Below are 19,478 nucleotides of genomic sequence, written 5' to 3'. Positions count from 1 at the left end.
GAGCCTGTCCTTTTTACCTTTGGGATAAAATTATTTGAAAGTGGACAAGAAAATACCCAACGAATTATCTTGGAGTGACTTTGCAAAAGTAGAGATGCGAATAGGAACCATTATTGAAGCTGAAATTTTTAAGGAGGCGAGAAACCCTGCCTACAAAATGCTCGTTGATTTTGGCGACATCGGTAAAAGAAAAACCTCTGCGCAGGTCACAAAGCTATACACCCCTGACGAACTTTTAGGAAAACAAGTAGTGGCCGTGGTCAACTTTCCCCCTAAACAAATAGCCAATATAATGAGTGAGTGCCTTGTTTTGGGAGGTGTTGGCGAAAATGGGGAGGTAACGCTAATCCAACCGGAAAGGAAAGCGAAAAATGGAACAAAAATCGGGTAAGTTTATTCAGCTCACTTTACGCAGAGTACATCCTCTGGGCAAATCATATGGCGGCCTTCGGGCATGGGCCGCTTGCATATACGGCAAATGCCAAAATTCGGTTAGTTGACCTTCAGCACCAATTTCAGTTTTCTTTAGTGCTGTTCGGTCTCCCGAAGAGCTGCATCGTTCACACTGTTATTGTTTGAGACAGCCACCCACGTCTTATTCCAAGACATTGACATTGATCATCTTGTCTGCCTTTATCAACAGCTTGTGGCTGGCACTTGATAGATTGGTAATATATACCTTTTTGTCCACCTTGTGGTACCGTTCGGTCAGCTTGTTCACCGCCTCGATTGCGGACATATCCACAATACGGCTTTCCCTAAAGTCAATAATGACTTCCTTTGGGTCGTTGAGCACATCGAACTTTTCGTTGAACATTTTTATGGAACCAAAGAACAGGGGACCATAAATTTCGTAGTGCTTGATGCCCTTTTCGTCGATTCGTTTTCTGGCTCGGATGCGTTTGGCGTTGCCCCAGGCATAGACCAAGGCTGATATTATAACACCTATCAAAACGGCAAGTGCCAAGTTGTGCAAAAATACCGTTACAAGTATCACGATGACCATAACGATGATATCCGATTTGGGGTATTTATCGAGCACTTTAAAGCTTACCCACTCAAAAGTTCCGATGGCCACCATAATCATTAGCCCGGTCAAGGCAGCCATGGGCAATTTTTCGATCAAAGGTGCACCAAACATAATAAAGATAAGCAGGGCCACTGAGGCAACAATTCCTGATAGTCGAGCACGCGCACCGTTGGATATGTTGATCAAACTTTGTCCCAACATGGCACATCCGCCCATTCCTGAGAACAGTCCAGAGGCGATATTTGCCACCCCTTGTGCAACAGCCTCTTTGTTTGTGCGCCCCCTTGTCTCGGTAATCTCGTCGATAAGTTCCAAGGTCAGCAAACTTTCTATCAAACCAACACCGGCCACAATGGCCGCATAGGGGAAAATAAGCATCAAGGTTTCCAATGTGAAGGGAATTTCAGGGATGTGGAACGGAGGGAATCCACCTTTTATAGATGCAATGTCCCCAACGGTCTTGGTATCTATCCCAAAAGCGACCACAATACCAAAAACCACCAAAATAGCGGCCAAGGATGCGGGGAATGCCTTTGTGATCTTGGGTAGCCCCCAGATAATCAACATGGTCAACACCACAAGCCCCAAAATAATGTACAGTGCATTGCCAGTGAGCCAATTACCCGAGGGGTCTTTGAACTGGTCCAATTGGGACATAAAGATGATGATGGCCAGACCATTTACGAAACCATATACCACAGGTAATGGCACCAATCGCATTAACGTTCCCAGCCTTAAAGTTCCTGCAAGAGCTTGTATAATACCCGCCAATACCACAGTGGCAAAAATGTATTCCACACCATGACTGTTCGCCAGTGTAACGATAACCACTGCAACGGCTCCTGTTGCCCCAGAGATCATCCCGGGCCTACCACCAAAAATAGAGGTCACCAATCCCATAACAAAAGCGGCGTACAGCCCAACCAATGGGGACAGGCCAGCAATAAAGGCGAAGGCTACAGCTTCGGGAACCAATGCTATGGCAACGGTAAGCCCTGAAAGCACCTCGGTCTTATAGTTTACTTTCTGTGAAAAATCAAATAGTTTTAAATATTGTTTCATAATGATTGTGGATGATGGTCAAGGCCAAATGGTCAAAACCGTATGAGGTAAAAAATATTATACTGAAAATGCTTTGGACGACAATGTCCAATAAGGGGAAGGCTTCAGGGCGGAGTCGCCACTGGCAATACAAAATGATATGTAACGGAGGTCTTGCTCATTTTTTGAAGCTGCAAATTTAATACAATTAATAGATTGTCAAAATAAAAACTACAAATGCTATGCTGTGTAAAGAAAAATCAATCCTCGATGTCATCCAATGCTTCAGAATTGGACAATGAGAGTGAAGCATGCACTTTCTCCAAGATCTCAGGTTTGTCCGTAAGCACCACCAATTTATCATTTGCCTTTATCTCTGTTAACCCATTTGGGGTAATGTAATTGCCATCACGTACTATCATAGCAATGATCGCTTTTTTGGGAAAGTTCAGGTTTACGATTTTCTCCCCAGTGACCGGGCACGATTCCCCAATCGTAATTTCCTTCATAATTGCTTTGGGATGTTCGGACAATAGCTCGTCTGTTGGTGAAAGGGGCTTGGCACTTTCCGGAAGTCCAACATGCAACCATTTTGCGACAATGGACAACGTACTCCCTTGAATCAGTACCGAGGTCAAAGAGACAAAAAAAACAATATTGAATATAATGTTGGCCTTTTCAATGCCCGCCAAAAGCGGATAGGTGGCAAATACAATCGGGACTGCTCCACGCAAACCTACCCAGGAAATATAGAATCTTCGCCTTAACTTCATCTTAAAAGGAGACAGGGAAATAAAAATCGCCAACGGACGGGCGACAAAAATCAGGAAGAGTGAAATCAACAAACCTATTCCCATGTACGGTACAATTTGAGTGGGAAACACCAACAATCCCAATGTTAGGAAAAGTACAATTTGCATTAACCAAGCCAAACCATCAAACATTCGCATAATGGTTTTCTTGTGAATCAAATTTTGATTGCCCAAGTAAACCGAACATATATAAATGGCCAAGAAACCATTGCCTCCTATAAAATCCGTTGCGGAAAAGGTAATGAACATTAGGGCTATGGTAAGCACGGGGTAAAGTCCCTCAAAATCCAGCTTGATTCTATTGATTATGATCTTACTCAGCTTTCCGAAAAGAAAACCAGCACCCCCGCCAATGGCCATTTGCATAAAAAACATGGGCAAAACGGACAAAACGTTTTTTTCGGGGAACTGCACAAGCGTCAAAAAAGCAATAGTGAGCACATAAGCCATAGGGTCGTTGCTTCCGCTCTCCAACTCCAACGTAGGTCGCAGGTTCTTCTTTAGTGCCAGATTCTTACCTCTTAAAATGGAAAAAACCGCAGCAGCATCGGTAGATGATACAATGGCACCCAACAACAAACTTTCATAAAGGCCAAAGTCGGTAATCAAATAAACAAAGTACCCCAGACCTACCGCCGTGAGCAATACACCTACGGTTGAAAGTGCAATTCCTTCTCGAAGTACGGGTTTTACCGATTGCCAGTTTGTGTCCAGCCCTCCGGAGAAAAGAATGAAGTTCAAGGAGACCACGCCGATAAACTGTGCGATTCTTGGATTATCAAAATAAATACCTCCTATACCGTCCGATCCGGCCAACATCCCAATAATCAAAAACAATAATAAGGTAGGAATACCAAAGCGATAGCTCGTTTTACCAGCCAAAATACTGATTAGTAGGAGTACAGAACCGATTAAGATGATATTTTCAATGGTAATATTCAATGGAGGGATTATCTAGGTTTGAGGTTGCATTTAAAAAGTTTATGAAAATAGCTTCCAAATAATAGAAGGTATTTATCAAAAAAGCGAAGTTAATTCAATTTGTATGATTTAAAATGCAAAAAAATGTCGTGAATACCATCCAAATACATATATAATACCTTAATATTAACAACATTGACCTTTAATTCCCTATAATTAAAATCAGTCCGTTAAAACACACAAAAGAACGTTTAAATGTATTTTCAATGGTTAACACATGTTAAACGCCGAAAAAATATTCGTTGAAATGCACTTTTTAGTCGTTAAAAGTAAAAACCTATGAAAAATTGATAAGTATTCGCTCCGATTGTTTTTGATCTTTGTAATGTATTAACCCCCAAATCTATACATCATGACACGATTTATTATTTACAGTCTGCTTGTTACAGGAACAATACTAGCCAGTCAACCTACTTTTGCACAGGCTAATGAAAAAATAATCAACGACACTATGAACGGTAGTGTTTCCACGATTGATGGGTATGTACCAAACATGTCCATTACAAAAGATGGAAAAACAGCTTACTTTAGTAAGGGTACCTACGAAAAGCCCCTTTATGGTCTGTTTTCCAAAAAGGAATTGGTGTATCATGTATACCGTGCCGAAAAAGTAAATGGTGAATGGACCAATGTTACCCAATTGGATGTATGTCCAAAATACTATTCGGCCAAACACCCAACAGTTACTGCCGATGGATCTCGTTTGTTCTTTGCGTCCAATATGAAAGGAACTTTTGGAAAATACGACATTTATGTGGCCGATATTGCTGCAGATGGGAGCCTTGGTGTATCTAAAAATCTTGGACCAAAGGTAAACACCAAAGAAGACGAGCTTTACCCTAGCATATACAACGAAACCCTATTGTTCTTTGCCTCCGAAGGAAGAGATGGATATGGCGGATTGGACCTTTATGCTTCTCAAGTGGTCCAGAACACGCTTACCACATCTGTTAACCTTGGTGCACACATCAACAGCAATAGCGATGAGTATGCCATTCAATTGAGTCCAGAGAAAAAAATGGGCTTCGTGGTATCCAACAGAGGATTCAACAACACCATATCACAATATACTGTTGCTTATGGGCGTTCAAAGAAGCAGAATCAATACAATGATGTTGTCAAGAACGATGAGGAACTAGAGACTGTTATGAATAATGAGGCCTATGAATATGTAGGTACCTCATTCCAAGACGAAGAGTAAACTACTTATTGGAATCGGTCAATAAACCTGAAAAGTGTCTTATGATGTTGTTTCATAGCCGAACTTAGAAACACTCATGACCATGATAAGAAAGACAGGGGGAAACTGACAGACTATCATAGAAAGCGGGTTGTATTATTTCAATCTGACCGATTTACACCAAGAATAGGATGCTGATGGGACGGCATCCTATTTTTTTATGTAAAAAATTGAAATACAATTATTTACATAAAAACATCAATCTTCTACGTTCCACCATTCCAGATAAAATGGTTTATATCAAAAGTGCATTTGAACGAAAATAACTACAAAAATTACTCTCAATTGTTAAAAAATTCTAAATTCACTATTGAAATAATACAATCCCAAATCTATTATGTCATGAACAAGAATTACAACACTCGAAAAAAAGGCGTCCCAAAACCTCTTTTTACCTTACTTTTTTAATGAGGCAACACCTCAACTAAACACAAATTATAGCACTTAATCCCTTTAGGGATTACACCCGTTTTTGAAGTAAACTTAAATGGAACTATGATTGTTTTTGCTCCAAGGCGCAAAGCAATGGTTTTCCATTTGTTTATCCCAACTTCAATAATGTGGAACAGGACATTATGTCCTAAAACTTAACCTACTATACATTATGTAAAAGTATTAATCCCCCTAATCTTTCTTATCATGGAAAAAAAACCATTAAAAATTGCCATTATCGACAATGATGATGCTATCGGCGGCATTTACAAGCAGTATTTTGAGGAAAACGAAGTTTACGAACTTCTCGGTACTTTCAGTTCGGTTCAAGGCTTGTTGTCCAATTTTGGACGTTCCCATCCGGATATTATCATCTGCGAGGCCATGCTCAATGGAATTTCGGGCATAGATGGCCTAGAATATTTTTATCGCAAAAACAAAGACCTCAAGGTGTTGATGATGAGCCGAAAAAACGATTTCAAACTCATTAAAGAGTCGTTTAAAAAAGGGGCCAGCGGCTACCTTATAAAACCTGTGACCAAAGAGCGATTATTCAATGCTTTGGACACCTTAGGCCAACACGGTATTGCTTTGGAGCTGGACGTAGCAAAGAAAATCATTGATTCGTTCCAGACCAAGTCGTTTGATGTGTTCTCAAAAAAGGAAAACGAAATCATTGAGCTCCTTACCCAAGGGTTTACCTATAAAATGATTGCGGACAAACTTTTTGTGACCCCCAGTGCGGTCAATTTTCACATTCAGAACATTTATGTAAAGCTTAATGTAAACTCAAAATCGGAAGCTTTGCGGAAAATCAAAGAAATGGAGATGCAACAGTTGAACGCAGCGTAGATTTGTTAGAGACTCGCCACAAAAAAAGGCTGTCTAAAAAATATAAGAGACTCGTCATTCTGAATTCCTGCCTGCCGGCAGGCAAGGTATTTCAGAATCTCATCGTTTTGGTGTACAAATAATTATGGGAACCTGAAACGTGTTCAGGTTGACGACAATTGATTTTTTAGACAGCCTTATTTATTTCTCGCTCGAATGATATTCAAAATACTTTACCAGACGCTCCTATTTTTCCATCCACAGAAATCGCACTGGCCTCAATCCTAATTGAAGGAACATCTCGAGGTATCGGTATTGTAATGATAGCCGCACCATCTTCATCTGTTTGTAAATTTGGATTCCAGTATAGTAAGTCCATCTTGTCTTCTTTTCTTTTTGATAGTCTTTCTTTGTACGCATTGAAATCCATGGCAGCACTGTAACCTTCAAAAGTCAATTGGGCATCCTTTCGGGGAATATACTCCAGTTCGTTCCCCGTTCGGGTATATATGATAAATACGCCGCCAGACCCCCTACTGCCAAATATGGAAGCCTCTGGCCCCTTTAACAATTCTATGCGCTCTATATCTCTATCTGTGGCCATTGCCATAATTTCGCTCAAAGGGCTTGATGATGCAGTACCCAAATGTGTACCCCCTGTTTGATTTAAAGGAAAACCATCCAAAACCCATAAAATCGGTCCAGAAGCACCCAATATAGCTGCAGACGGATTTAAAGTTCCAACACCACTTACCATAACACCTGGCAACTCCGCCAACAACTGGGGCAAACTTTTAGGCTTATCAAAATCTTGGAAGTTTACCCGATTTGGTGGCACTTCAATCCCATAAAGTGATGGGGTTAGTTTCTTTCGTTCCATATCTTTTTCAACCACTTCGACCTCTTCCAGTTCAATGGTTTTTCCCGATGCATCACTATTAAAAGGTTTCTGAGCAATGGTTGGGTCATTGGCTTTTTGCTCTTGCGGATTCATCACGTAGGGAACCAATACATTTTTCTTCTTTTCCACCATATTAAACGGAACAATCTTGACCAATCTGGATTTAACATCCTCGCCCTTTGTCCTGGCAACCAATGTTGCTTTGCCCTCTATCTGAATATCCTTCAGTTTAATTACTCCTTGGGCATCTGTCTGGGCCTCCCCGACCCAAACACCTTTCTCACTTGTTGCAACCAATTGAATTTTTGTATTGCTCAAAAGATTGTTGTTCAAATCGTAGGTATGGCCAATTATTTCCAATCCTTTTTGAAACGGAAATTTGACATCAGAGATATTATTTTTATCTAAAAATGATACATCGGATTCGGTTTTGGACGACAAGACATATAAATCCTTTAGGAACGATTCTTTTCTGTAGGATGAAATTTCGCTCTCTTCGGAGATATTGGAAAACGCAAACAAATCATTTTGCTCAAAAATATCTGAATCAAAATTCTTTTTAACTTCCAAACCATATTGATTCACGCTCAAGGCCAGTTGCGACTTCACAGGTCTATTGTTGCCATCGGTTACCTTGATTTTATACGATCTCAAATCCGTTTCGTCATCCGAATCAATCGGTTCAATATCAATTTGAAGCTTTTTGTGTGCTATCCAAATGGGCCTTTTTGCCAATTCAGTGCCAAGATGGTCCACCAACTTTAAGTTAAAAGTGCCTTGAGGAAAATTCCTTTTGGAAAGAACCATATCCAACATATTTTCTTTTCCAAAACTCAACTTCTTTTCAAAGTATTTTATACCTCCCGACTCCCCTATCAACACTACATCTTGTTCTTTGTTGGATATGGTAACACGGACTCTTGCGTTATCCTTATCCAAATTGTTCGCATGCAAAAGATACCCCTCCTTTTTAGCTTTTGGAACCGGAGAAAGGGTTCCATCTGCTAATTCCAAATAATACTCCTCCCCTTTCCTTGGTTCAAAAACGGCTGTTCCCAAACCTGATGAATAAAAAGAAACCTCAGCTACTTCTTGTTTGTCTTTATTTACTATTCTTCCATCTCCATTTTGATTTTTTGGAGTCTGCACAATAACCCTATTTTTGTGACCGCTCAAAAGCGTTCCTCCCTCGGGTATAATTGAAATTCGAGAAGTTGTATTTTCCTTATTTTCAAAAGTCTCTATATCCCCTATTTGAATCTGCTCCCGTGCGACAAAATCAGCACCATAATTTTGGGACCAGCGGGTGTACGCCTTAACCGAATAATTTCCGGGCGCAACCTTCCGCGGAAGTTCAAGCTGTCCTTCAACCGCACCGTCAACTATCTTGTGGAATTGTCTTTTCAGCAAAACTCCATCATCATCCAATAACTCCAAGTGTAAAACTCCGCTCTTACTATACATTAAAGGTTGACTCCCCGAGAAAAGGTATACTTTGAAAAAAATAGGGTTATCACCGTTGACATTTTTATTGGCAATTTGAAGCAACACCCGTTCAGGCCATAAAGCCAAAGAATCTTGAAAATTTTGTTGAAAGTTGAACGAAAACTCCTTCCAGCGCTCACTATTAAGATTATAAATTGAGTTTTGGGCGAAAACTGTGAAGAAAGAAAAGAATACAATACCTAACAAAAAGTATGCTCTACCATAATTTTTCATAATATCGATGATGTGGGTTTACCATATGGGAGAACTTTTCACGAATTGGAGTAATAAATTAATCCAAGGGTATTCTAAAAATACAAAAAATAATGTAGGTGTTCACTGTCAGCTTAATTTTTGATGATTAAGTTGTATCAACTTAGCTACCAAACAAAAAACCCTGACCATATGATCAGGGTTTTTCTATTTATATAAATTAAGTGAGCTTATTTCACTTCCTCGAAGTCTATCCTTCGACTTCCTGCCCGTCCGGCAGGCGGGCACTCAGGACAGGCTACTTGACTTCTTCGAAGTCTACGTCTTCCACGTTGTCTCCTTCAGAGGCTCCCTTTCCAGCGCTATCGCCACCGGTTGCGTCTCCCCCAGCAGCTCCTGCTCCTGCAGCGCCACCCTGTGCTTCGGCTTGGGCTTTGTACATTTCTTCGGAAGCTACTTTCCATGCTTCGTTGATTTTTTCCAAAGCTGGCTCTATAACCGCTAGGTCCTTGCCTTCAAAAGCCTTTTTCAATTCTTCCAAAGCATCTTCGATCGGCTTTTTCTTGTCGTCGGACAATTTATCGCCGAACTCGCTCAATTGCTTTTCAGTTTGGAAGATCATGGCGTCGGCCTCGTTCAACTTATCAGCAGTTTCCTTGGCTTTCTTATCCGCCTCGGCATTGGCCTCAGCTTCCGCTTTCATCTTTTCGATTTCTTCTTCCGTCAATCCAGAAGATGCCTCGATTCGGATGTCTTGCGATTTGCCAGTGGCTTTATCAGTCGCAGAAACCTTGATGATACCGTTGGCATCAATATCGAAGGTTACTTCAATTTGGGGTGTACCTCTTGGCGCTGGTGGAATTCCATCCAAGTGGAACCTACCAATGGTCTTGTTATCTGCCGCCATTGGACGCTCCCCTTGCAATACGTGGATTTCAACCGAAGGTTGATTGTCCGCTGCTGTGGAGAATACCTGTGATTTCTTGGTTGGGATGGTTGTGTTTGCCTCAATCAATTTAGTGAACACGCTTCCCATGGTTTCGATACCCAAAGAAAGTGGGGTAACATCCAACAGAAGTACATCTTTTACGTCTCCTGTCAATACACCACCTTGGATAGCGGCACCAATGGCCACAACCTCATCTGGGTTAACCCCTTTGGATGGTTTTTTGCCGAAGAATTTCTCAACGGCTTCCTGTACCGCAGGGATACGGGTAGAACCACCTACCAAGATAATTTCATCGATATCGCTTTTGGAAAGTCCTGCGGACTTCAATGCTTTCTCACAGGGCTCGATTGTTCTTTTTACCAAATCGGCGATCAATTGCTCAAATTTGGAACGGGACAATGTTCTTACCAAGTGCTTTGGTCCTGAAGCAGTAGCTGTAACGTAAGGCAAGTTGATTTCTGTCTGTGCAGAAGAAGACAACTCGATTTTTGCCTTTTCAGCAGCTTCCCTCAAACGTTGCAACGCCATTGGGTCTTCACGAAGGTCCATATCTTCATCCTTCTTGAACTCTTCGGCCAACCAATCAATAATTTTTTGGTCAACATCATCACCACCCAAGTGGGTATCACCATCCGTGGCCAATACTTCAAACACTCCGTCACCCAATTCAAGAATGGAAACGTCATGTGTACCACCACCAAAGTCAAATACCACTATTTTCTGGTCTGTGTCCTTTTTATCGAGACCATATGCCAAAGATGCAGCAGTTGGCTCGTTAATGATTCGTTCCACGGTAAGACCTGCAATTTCGCCAGCTTCTTTGGTGGCCTGTCTTTGTGAATCGTTAAAATATGCTGGAACTGTAATTACCGCTCTGGTTACATCTTGTCCCAAATAATCCTCAGCAGTCTTCTTCATTTTCTGAAGAATCATGGCAGACAATTCCTGTGGTGTGTACATACGTCCGTCAACATCCACTCTAGGAGTATCGTTGTCTCCCTTTACCACTTTGTAAGGAACCCTTTTGGCTTCCTTGCTGGATTCTGAGTACTTGTTACCCATAAATCGCTTAATGGAATAAATTGTTTTGTGAGGGTTGGTCACGGCTTGTCTTTTTGCGGGATCGCCGACCTTGATCTCCCCACCTTCAACAAATGCAATCATCGATGGAGTGGTACGTTTACCCTCGGCATTTGGAATTACCACAGGTTCGTTACCTTCCATTACAGAGACGCAGGAGTTGGTCGTACCTAAGTCTATACCTATAATCTTGCTCATCGTATCTAAAGTTATATCTGTTTAAAAATTCGTTTTCGTTTCGCTCTTAAAATGTCAATGATTATGCCACGACCAAGAATATGACAAGCTGTCATACAATCATCAAAACCTTTCAAAATCTCAGTAAAAATTGCAGGTATTCTAATCAATTTTGAAAAAACTATTTGGATATATAAATATTCGCATTTTATCCCGTTTAGCTTCCTATATTTGAGACTGTAAATTGAGTTTATGGAGTGCATAAGTTTGTTTGATATGCTTAAGATCGGTGTTGGGCCTTCCAGCTCCCACACCTTGGGCCCTTGGCGTGCCGCCGAACGTTGGATAGCCGAGCTTGAGGAACAAGCGGTTTTTGATGATGTCCAATCCATTAAGGCGTATCTGTACGGGTCGCTTTGCCTCACGGGAAAAGGACACGCCACCGATATTGCAGTGGTAATGGGATTGTTGGGCACTGACCCTGAAACTGTTGACATTGACAGTATTTCAGGAAGAATAGACGGCGTCAAGGTCGAAAACAAACTCAATTTTGGTGGAAAGCGAGAGATTCCGTTCAGTTTTATGAATGACATTGTGTTCAAGAAAGAGTTCCTTCCTTTTCATGCCAACGGTATGCGGTTTGAAGCCGAACTGACCAACGGAGAAACAATCTCCGAAACCTACTACTCCATTGGTGGTGGATTTGTGGTTAAAGAAGAACTCGTTCATGCCAAAGAAAACAAAGAGACCTTTAAAACCTTTCCACATCCCGTAAAAACCGGAGAGGAACTGCTTCAACACTGTAATGCTCAAAACAAGTCCATCTCTCAAATTGTGATGGAAAACGAACTTTCTCTGCGCACCGAATCAGAAATAGATAAAGGTATTGCCCGCATTTGGAAGACCATGCTGGAATGCCTGTACGTTGGCTGCCACACCGAAGGAAAGCTACCGGGTGGTTTAAACGTAAAGCGACGCGCCTATGAGATGCATCAAAAACTGAAAGGGGACGTCCCCTACTCCAATCCGCAGGAATGGTTGGAGAGCATCCGGGATACTGAAGTTAAATTCCGACAAATCATTAAATGGGTAAGCTGTTTTGCACTCAGCGTTAATGAAGTGAATGCTTCCTTGGGTCGAGTGGTTACTGCTCCAACCAACGGTAGCGCAGGGGTTATCCCCGCAGTTTTAATGTATTATATGGTCATTGAAAACCACGATGCCAATTTTGATGATGTAAAACAATTTTTGTTGGTTGCCAGCGAAGTGGGAAGCATCTTTAAAAAAGGAGCTACCATTTCCGCGGCCATGGGTGGCTGCCAAGCGGAAATCGGTGTGTCATCGGCCATGGCCGCTGCGGGGCTCACCGAACTTATGGGTGGTTCTCCCGAACAAGTATTGATTGCTGCCGAAATTGCCATGGAGCATCACTTAGGTTTGACTTGTGACCCTATCGGTGGTTTGGTTCAAGTACCCTGCATAGAACGTAACGCCATGGGGGCCATTAAAGCCATAAACGCGGCAGAACTGGCATTGGATACCGACCCAAGTGAAGTAAAGGTACCGTTGGACAAAGTGGTAAACACCATGTGGGAAACCGCAAAGGACATGAGCTCCAAATACAAAGAAACCTCTGAAGGAGGACTTGCCGTAGGCGTATTTTTGAGTGATTGTTAATCCATACAACCTTCCTTGCCCCTGGTATCTATCAGGTAGATGATTTTCCATTCTCCATCAAAATTGATGAGTTGGAAGGAATTGATGCCACAGTGACTGAACTCCCCGTTGAGCCAAAATTCGTATCCTACCCAGGCATTGGCCATAGTTCTGTCCACCTGAATGGAGAAAGAAGTAAGTTTTTCCTCAAACTTTGTCGTTTCTGGAATACCTACAATGGATTTTAAAAATTTTGAAAACTCTTCCGTCTTAAAAAGTGTCTTGCCTTCGGGATTTCTTCCCGTGGTTTGAAGCACGATTTCGTTGGCCACGGTACTTTTTATGATGGTTGAATCTTGCTTGTGGAAACCTTCAAAAAAGGTTTCGACCACCTGTTTAACCTGTTCTTTGGCTTCTTCATTTGAAGGATTTGGGCCTTGAGCATATCCAAACACACCCAAAGCAAAAAATACTACGCAACTTAACAGTTTTCTCATGGTATTAGTTTTTTGATTGAAGCCTAAATTAAACAAATCTGCTTACTTTTAGCCATCAAATAAAATTACGATGTCTACAGCTAAAAAAGAATATAAAAGGGTAACGGTAAAATCCTTGGTGGATATGAAAAAGCGTGGTGAAAAAATAAGCATGCTTACCTCCTACGATTATTCGATGGCCAAAATCGTGGATGGCGCCAATGTAGATGCCATTTTGGTAGGTGATTCCGCCAGTAATGTAATGGCTGGGCACGAAACCACTTTGCCCATCACCCTAGATCAAATGATCTATCACGCTACTTCTGTAGTTAGGGCCGCCAAACGGGCCTTGGTTGTGGTGGACATTCCTTTTGGGAGCTACCAAGGAGACTCCAAGGAAGCTTTGCGCTCCGCCATCCGAATTATGAAAGAAAGTGGTGCACATGCCGTAAAAGTTGAAGGAGGGGAGGAAATTAAAATATCCATCAGCCGAATTTTGGAGGCGGGAATTCCTGTGATGGGCCACTTGGGGCTTACCCCGCAATCCATCTATAAATTTGGCACCTATACGGTTCGTGCAAAGGAAGAAGAAGAGGCAGAAAAACTAAAGTCTGATGCCAAATTGTTGGAAGAATTGGGCTGTTTTGCTATTGTTTTGGAAAAAATTCCAGCAAAATTGGCCAAAGAGGTAGCAGAAAGCGTTTCCATTCCCATTATTGGAATCGGTGCTGGAAACCATGTGGACGGACAGGTGCTGGTTGTGCACGATATGTTAGGAATGACCCATGAGTTCCACCCCAGGTTCTTGAGAAGATATTTGAATCTGTACGATGAAATGAGCAATGCCGTTTCCCAATATGTAGATGATGTAAAAAGTCAGGATTTCCCCAATGACGAAGAATCGTATTAATTAACAATAATCAATTGTCAATTACCAATTCCCTACATTCAAATCCATCGAATCTTCAAGTGCTCTATGAGGACAACCACTTAATTGTGGTCAATAAACGCGTAGGCGATATTGTTCAAGGAGATAAAACAGGTGACGATCCCCTCAGCGAAGTCGTAAAGCAATACCTTAAAGAAAAGTATAACAAACCTGGCAATGTGTATTTGGGTGTAGTGCATCGATTGGACCGTCCTACATCAGGAATTGTGCTTTTCGCCAAAACATCCAAAGCCCTGCCCCGACTCAACAAAATGTTCGCCGAAGGGGAGACAAAAAAAGTGTATTGGGCGGTAGTAAAAAATGCACCTCCACAGGAAAGCGGAACTTTAGTTCATTGGTTGGTGCGCAACCCCAAGCAAAACAAATCCTACGCCCACGAAAAGGAAGTTCCCAACAGCAAAAAGGCCGAGCTGGACTACAAAATCATAAAAAAACTGGATAATTATTTCTTGCTGGAAATTGATTTGAAAACGGGCAGGCACCATCAAATTAGGGCGCAATTGGCAGCCATAGGTTGTACCATTAAAGGGGATTTAAAATACGGTGCCGACCGCAGTAACAAGGATGGCGGCATCCACCTACATGCTAGAAGTTTGGTAATTGTACACCCCGTGCAAAAGGAACCCATGTCATTTTTGGCGCCTCCACCTGAAGATCCCGTCTGGAGCGCCTGTGCTAGCGAGTAATTGTCAAGGCTTTTTCCCTGATTATCTGTCCTACGGGCTTGTTCTGCAAGTGGCTTTCCAACCACGAAAGAATATCCAAATACAAGAATGCCCTTTTCTCGTAAGGATGGTTCTCGTATTTCTTTAACTCATTGTACAACTTTTGGAACTCCCCTTTTAAATCGGTAGGGTAAATGTTTCCAAGGTTTCTTAGAAACTTAATCATTTCTTTCTGAACCTCGTGCAAATCGTTCATTTTCAGTAAGAACTTGTACGTGCTCTTAAGCTGTACTTCCAAATGATAATCCATTCCCGCTTCATAATGTGCCACAAGGCTCAACACTCTTGCAAAACACATTAAATCCTCGCGCATCTTTAATTTTTTGTTGGAAATAATTTTTTTGAGGTAAGCGATACAGTTTTTGTTGTCCCCATTTCCAAAGTACAAACAAGCAATTTTATAATAGAGCAACATTACATGATGTTCATCTATTTGTTGTCGGTGTTTTTTAATGCCATATTCAATAATATTGACCAGGTAAATGCCTTTATCAAAAGTACCTTCCAAAAAATGAAGGTTTAATTTATTAGTATTGATATACAAAAAGGCAAGTGAACTTATATTGTCGTTTTTAGGAAAACCGGAATCTTGAACTTGCTCTTCCAAGCGCTCCAAAGTTTGTCTAAACTGCGATGCGTATTTTACAAAGAAAAGCGATTCCAACAAGTAATGATTGCCCTTTAAAAAGAACACAGGGTTCAGCGGAATCATGTGTTTGTTTTCGTAAAACAAGTCCACCCATTTACTGGCATATTTGTAGGCTGACAAAAAGTCTTGAATCAAAAGGCTATACCACAAATGTGCCTTGTACAACCATAATTTTTCACGGAAACCCAACTTTTCAATATCATATTTGGGCAAATGCTCGTCAAAATAACTCTTTACTTTTTGAAGATCCTCATCACTTCTCACATATCCCACTTTCAACATCATTCCATATAACTGCAACGAAAGATTGGAAAGCTTGCTTGTCATTACGTTTAGTGCAGAAAGTTCTTTGGCTTCAACCGCGAGTTCATCCGCCCTATCCGGAATACTTCGGGTAATGTATTGGGTTTCAATCACCTTTTCCAGTTCCACGATTTCATACGCCACATTCTTTTCTTCATTCTCAATGGCGAAGCTTTTCGCCTTCTCCAAAATCTTCAAGCTTTGTTTGTAAAGTCCCTTTTGATAAAGGATGGTGGCAAAATCCAGTTGTTCCCTAATTTGAATCCGGACATTTTGGTTCACGGGATTCAAGCGTAAACTCACCAAAACTTGCTTGTATAAATGTGCCTTTAGATTGGAAAGCTGTGATTTTTTGACAATGCCACTGTCCAAAATTTGACGCTCATCGTACTTCCGCATCTTATCCAATAAATTAAACAGCGCCAAAAATTTAGCGTCCGTATTGACCCCCAATCGGCCAACATAGAGTTTAAATTGCCGCTTTTCTGATTTGGAAAGCGATTTTATCAGTACAAACAAAGCGTCCTTGTGGGCATTTGTCATCGTAAAAAATATTGTTTAAACTATTGTTTTTCAGTTATTTAAATCACACCAAAAGCAGTTTAACGTTGTAACATGCTCCAAGCTGTTTTTCGTCTTCAGCCTTCCTTTACTACTTTCGTTAGCCATAGTAAAAAACAGGTTGAGATAATGGGTAAAGATAAGGTAGAAATTTTTGACACAACACTAAGGGATGGGGAACAGGTACCAGGTTGCAAACTGGATACCAAGCAAAAATTAATCATTGCCGAACGATTGGATGAACTCGGAGTTGATGTGATCGAAGCAGGGTTTCCCATATCCAGTCCCGGTGATTTCAAATCGGTGAACGAAATTGCCAAATTGGTCAAAAATGCAACGGTCTGCGGATTGACCCGTGCCGTAAAAAAAGACATCGAAGTAGCCGCCGAAGCCATCAAAGATGCCAAAAGACCTAGAATACACACGGGAATCGGAACTTCCGAGTCGCATATCAAATATAAATTCAACTCAACCCAAGATAAAATTATTGAGCGGGCCGTTGATGCCGTGGCTTATGCCAAAACCTTTGTAGAGGATGTTGAGTTCTATGCAGAGGATGCCGGCCGTACCGACAATGAGTTTTTAGCGAGAATCTGCGAAGCGGTAATTAAAGCCGGAGCAACCGTACTTAACATTCCCGATACTACAGGTTATTGCCTTCCAGAAGAGTATGGTGCCAAAATGAAATACTTGAAAGAAAACGTAACAGGCATTGATAAAGCTGTTCTTTCCTGTCACTGCCATAACGATCTTGGTTTGGCCACAGCAAATTCAATTGCAGGCGTAATCAACGGAGCACGTCAAATTGAATGTACTATCAATGGTATAGGCGAAAGAGCCGGCAATACTTCTTTGGAGGAGGTTGTAATGATTATGAGGCAACATCCGCATTTAAACTTGGACACCAATATCAACAGTCAATTATTATGGGACACCAGCACCATGGTTTCCCAAAAAATGGGAATGCCGGTACAACCCAATAAAGCCATTGTGGGCTCCAATGCATTTGCACACAGTTCTGGAATCCACCAAGATGGTGTAATCAAACGTAGGGAAACTTACGAAATCATCGACCCTAAGGATGTTGGTGTAAGCGAATCTTCCATTGTATTGACTGCTAGAAGTGGACGTGCCGCCTTGGCCTACAGAGCTAAAAAAGTAGGTTACGAACTCACAAAGCTTCAATTGGACACTGTGTATGAAAACTTCTTGAAATATGCGGACGTGAAGAAGGAGATTTTGGATGAAGATATCCACGAGATTGTTGAAACCAGCAATGTCGGAATGAAAAGTTTGGCGTAACACACCTATCGTATGACATTGAAAATTGCATTGCTTCCAGGAGATGGTGTGGGTCCCGAGGTCCTTGCCCAGGCTGTAAAATGTCTTGAAGCTGTTGAAGAAACCTTTAATCAGCATTTTATATTTAGAGAGGCCCCAGTAGGTGCCATCGCCATTGACAAAAAAGGAACTCCCCTGCCCGGTGCCACCCTAAAGCTTTGCAAAGAATCGGATGCCGTCCTTTTTGGCGCCATTGGCGACCCAAAATATGACAACGACCCAGATGCCAAGGTGCGACCCGAACAGGGTTTGCTTCAATTACGAAAAGAGCTAGGACTTTTCGCCAATATCAGACCTGTATTGTCCCACCCAACTTTGTTGGACAAGTCGCCTTTAAAAAAGAGAGTAATCAGCGGTACCGATTTTGTAATCTACCGTGAGCTCACAGGAGGAATCTATTTTGGGGAGAAAAAATTGAATGAGGAAGGCACAAAAGCTTCCGACCTTTGTGAATATAGCGAAGCTGAAATAAGCCGTATCGCACATTTGGCCTTTAAAGCGGCTAAAGGAAGAAAAAAGAAACTTACTTTGGTGGACAAAGCGAATGTTTTGGAATCTTCAAGGCTTTGGCGCAAAGTTGTTGCACGAATCGGTGAAAGTTATCCGGAAGTGGCGTTGGATTTTTTGTTCGTGGACAATGCTGCCATGCAAATCATACTCAACCCCAGACAATTTGATGTTATTTTGACAGAGAATATGTTCGGGGACATTATTTCCGATGAAGGTAGCGTTATTGGTGGTTCTATCGGATTGTTGGCGTCAGCTTCTATTGGTGAGGAAAATGCATTGTTCGAACCTATTCACGGTTCGTACCCTCAAGCAAAGGGGAAAGATATTGCCAACCCGATAGCTTCCATACTATCCGCAGCTATGCTGTTGGAGCATTTTGGACTTACTGAAGAGGCCTGGGCCGTAAAAAAGGCAGTGGATAAATCACTTAAAAAAGGAATCGTTACTCCCGATTTAAAGGAGAACAGTCAATACGGCACCAATCAAGTTGGGGATTTTATTGCCCATAATATTGTGGATATTGAAGATGACTCCCTTATGAATGATGAGAACATCGACTTGGGCAAGTCCACGATTATTTAATGTCCTTATCAAGTGCAAGCTCAAGTGTCAAGTTCAAGAGCAAACGCAAATAACAAGTGCTCAATTCCAAACACCAAACAACAAAACTCCAGACTCCCGACTTCGTGCTTCCGACTTCTGACTTTCTCAAGTGCAAGCTCAAGCTCAAAACTTCCGACAACAAAATAATAGGCGTAGCGGTAACCGAATAACTCATTAACTGAAGCTCTAAAAGTCTTGGGGATACAGGTCTAGCATCTTATGTCACCTATGACACGAATTTCACTGATTTTCGCGAATAAGCTTTGTGTCATTTCAAACTGTCATCCTGAGCGCAATCGAAGGGGATAGTGAGAAATCCCGTCACCCTGAACTTGTTTCAGGGTCTCACTCGTAAGGGATTCCGAATCAAGTTCGGAATGACGGCTTGGTAAAAGGTAAAAAGGTTTTGACACGAATTTCACCAATTGCTCGAATTAAGTTTAAGTGTCAAGTTAGGAGTTCAGAGTTACGAAGTTATTGGGTTATTGAGTTACTGACCCCCGACTTCTGACTTCCGACAACAAAACAACCAG

Annotated in this window: 14 protein-coding genes; 8 read left to right on the top strand and 6 right to left on the bottom strand. The window is 41.6% G+C overall.

All coding sequences use genetic code 11. The annotated features are described in order from the left end of the window. The first annotated feature begins 40 nt into the window (after positions 1 to 40). Complete coding sequence (locus GO009_RS11415; RefSeq protein ID WP_163626331.1) at positions 41 to 391, top strand: tRNA-binding protein; 351 nt, start codon at positions 41 to 43, stop codon at positions 389 to 391. 204 nt (positions 392 to 595) lie between these two features. Here GO009_RS11415 and GO009_RS11410 read toward each other — a convergent pair whose 3' ends face one another. Further along, positions 596 to 2,092 (bottom strand): SulP family inorganic anion transporter, encoded by a 1,497-nt coding sequence (locus tag GO009_RS11410; protein ID WP_163626330.1) that lies wholly within the window; start codon positions 2,090 to 2,092, stop codon positions 596 to 598. 239 nt (positions 2,093 to 2,331) lie between these two features. Beyond that, positions 2,332 to 3,825: a potassium/proton antiporter gene (locus GO009_RS11405; protein ID WP_163626329.1), complete on the bottom strand. Its 1,494-nt coding sequence runs from the start codon at positions 3,823 to 3,825 to the stop codon at positions 2,332 to 2,334. Positions 3,826 to 4,216: 391 nt separating this feature from the next. On the opposite strand from GO009_RS11405, the gene GO009_RS11400 reads away from it, so the two are divergent. Continuing rightward, positions 4,217 to 5,065: a PD40 domain-containing protein gene (locus tag GO009_RS11400; protein WP_163626328.1), complete on the top strand. Its 849-nt coding sequence runs from the start codon at positions 4,217 to 4,219 to the stop codon at positions 5,063 to 5,065. A gap of 678 nt (positions 5,066 to 5,743) precedes the next feature. After that, a complete protein-coding gene (locus GO009_RS11395; protein ID WP_163626327.1) occupies positions 5,744 to 6,388 on the top strand; it encodes a response regulator transcription factor in 645 nt (214 codons plus the stop codon). Between the two features lie 202 nt (positions 6,389 to 6,590). Here GO009_RS11395 and GO009_RS11390 read toward each other — a convergent pair whose 3' ends face one another. Together GO009_RS11390 and dnaK are read right to left on the bottom strand one after the other, a co-directional pair. Continuing rightward, positions 6,591 to 8,987: a TonB-dependent receptor gene (locus GO009_RS11390; RefSeq protein ID WP_163626326.1), complete on the bottom strand. Its 2,397-nt coding sequence runs from the start codon at positions 8,985 to 8,987 to the stop codon at positions 6,591 to 6,593. Between the two features lie 277 nt (positions 8,988 to 9,264). Continuing rightward, a complete protein-coding gene (gene dnaK / locus GO009_RS11385; protein ID WP_163626325.1) occupies positions 9,265 to 11,193 on the bottom strand; it encodes a molecular chaperone DnaK in 1,929 nt (642 codons plus the stop codon). A gap of 231 nt (positions 11,194 to 11,424) precedes the next feature. On the opposite strand from dnaK, the gene GO009_RS11380 reads away from it, so the two are divergent. Then, a complete protein-coding gene (locus tag GO009_RS11380) occupies positions 11,425 to 12,849 on the top strand; it encodes an L-serine ammonia-lyase (RefSeq protein WP_163626324.1) in 1,425 nt (474 codons plus the stop codon). Here GO009_RS11380 and GO009_RS11375 read toward each other — a convergent pair. Next, entirely contained in the window at positions 12,846 to 13,325 is a 480-nt protein-coding gene (locus tag GO009_RS11375; protein ID WP_163626323.1) for a nuclear transport factor 2 family protein, read from the bottom strand. The genes GO009_RS11380 and GO009_RS11375 overlap by 4 nt on opposite strands. A 70-nt stretch (positions 13,326 to 13,395) precedes the next feature. Between GO009_RS11375 and panB the strand changes: the two genes are divergently transcribed. After that, entirely contained in the window at positions 13,396 to 14,214 is an 819-nt protein-coding gene (panB, locus tag GO009_RS11370; RefSeq protein ID WP_163626322.1) for a 3-methyl-2-oxobutanoate hydroxymethyltransferase, read from the top strand. 20 nt (positions 14,215 to 14,234) lie between these two features. Next, positions 14,235 to 14,939 (top strand): RluA family pseudouridine synthase, encoded by a 705-nt coding sequence (locus GO009_RS11365; protein ID WP_163626368.1) that lies wholly within the window; start codon positions 14,235 to 14,237, stop codon positions 14,937 to 14,939. Here GO009_RS11365 and GO009_RS11360 read toward each other — a convergent pair. Next, positions 14,929 to 16,473, bottom strand: a complete 1,545-nt coding sequence (locus GO009_RS11360) for a hypothetical protein (protein ID WP_163626321.1) — start codon at positions 16,471 to 16,473, stop codon at positions 14,929 to 14,931. The two genes, GO009_RS11365 and GO009_RS11360, sit on opposite strands and share 11 nt — an antisense overlap. Before the next feature lie 147 nt (positions 16,474 to 16,620). On the opposite strand from GO009_RS11360, the gene GO009_RS11355 reads away from it, so the two are divergent. Beyond that, positions 16,621 to 17,793, top strand: coding sequence for a 2-isopropylmalate synthase (locus tag GO009_RS11355; protein ID WP_163626320.1), 1,173 nt, complete (start codon positions 16,621 to 16,623; stop codon positions 17,791 to 17,793). A 12-nt stretch (positions 17,794 to 17,805) separates the two neighbouring features. Further along, positions 17,806 to 18,924, top strand: a complete 1,119-nt coding sequence (leuB, locus tag GO009_RS11350) for a 3-isopropylmalate dehydrogenase (protein ID WP_163626319.1) — start codon at positions 17,806 to 17,808, stop codon at positions 18,922 to 18,924. Positions 18,925 to 19,478 lie beyond the last annotated feature (554 nt).

Origin of the sequence: Allomuricauda sp. TY007, assembly GCF_010468565.1 — a bacterium.
Classification (GTDB): Bacteria; Bacteroidota; Bacteroidia; order Flavobacteriales; family Flavobacteriaceae; genus Flagellimonas.
The sequence above is the reverse complement of the archived record's forward strand: the minus strand, read 5'-3'. Positions and strand labels throughout refer to the sequence as shown.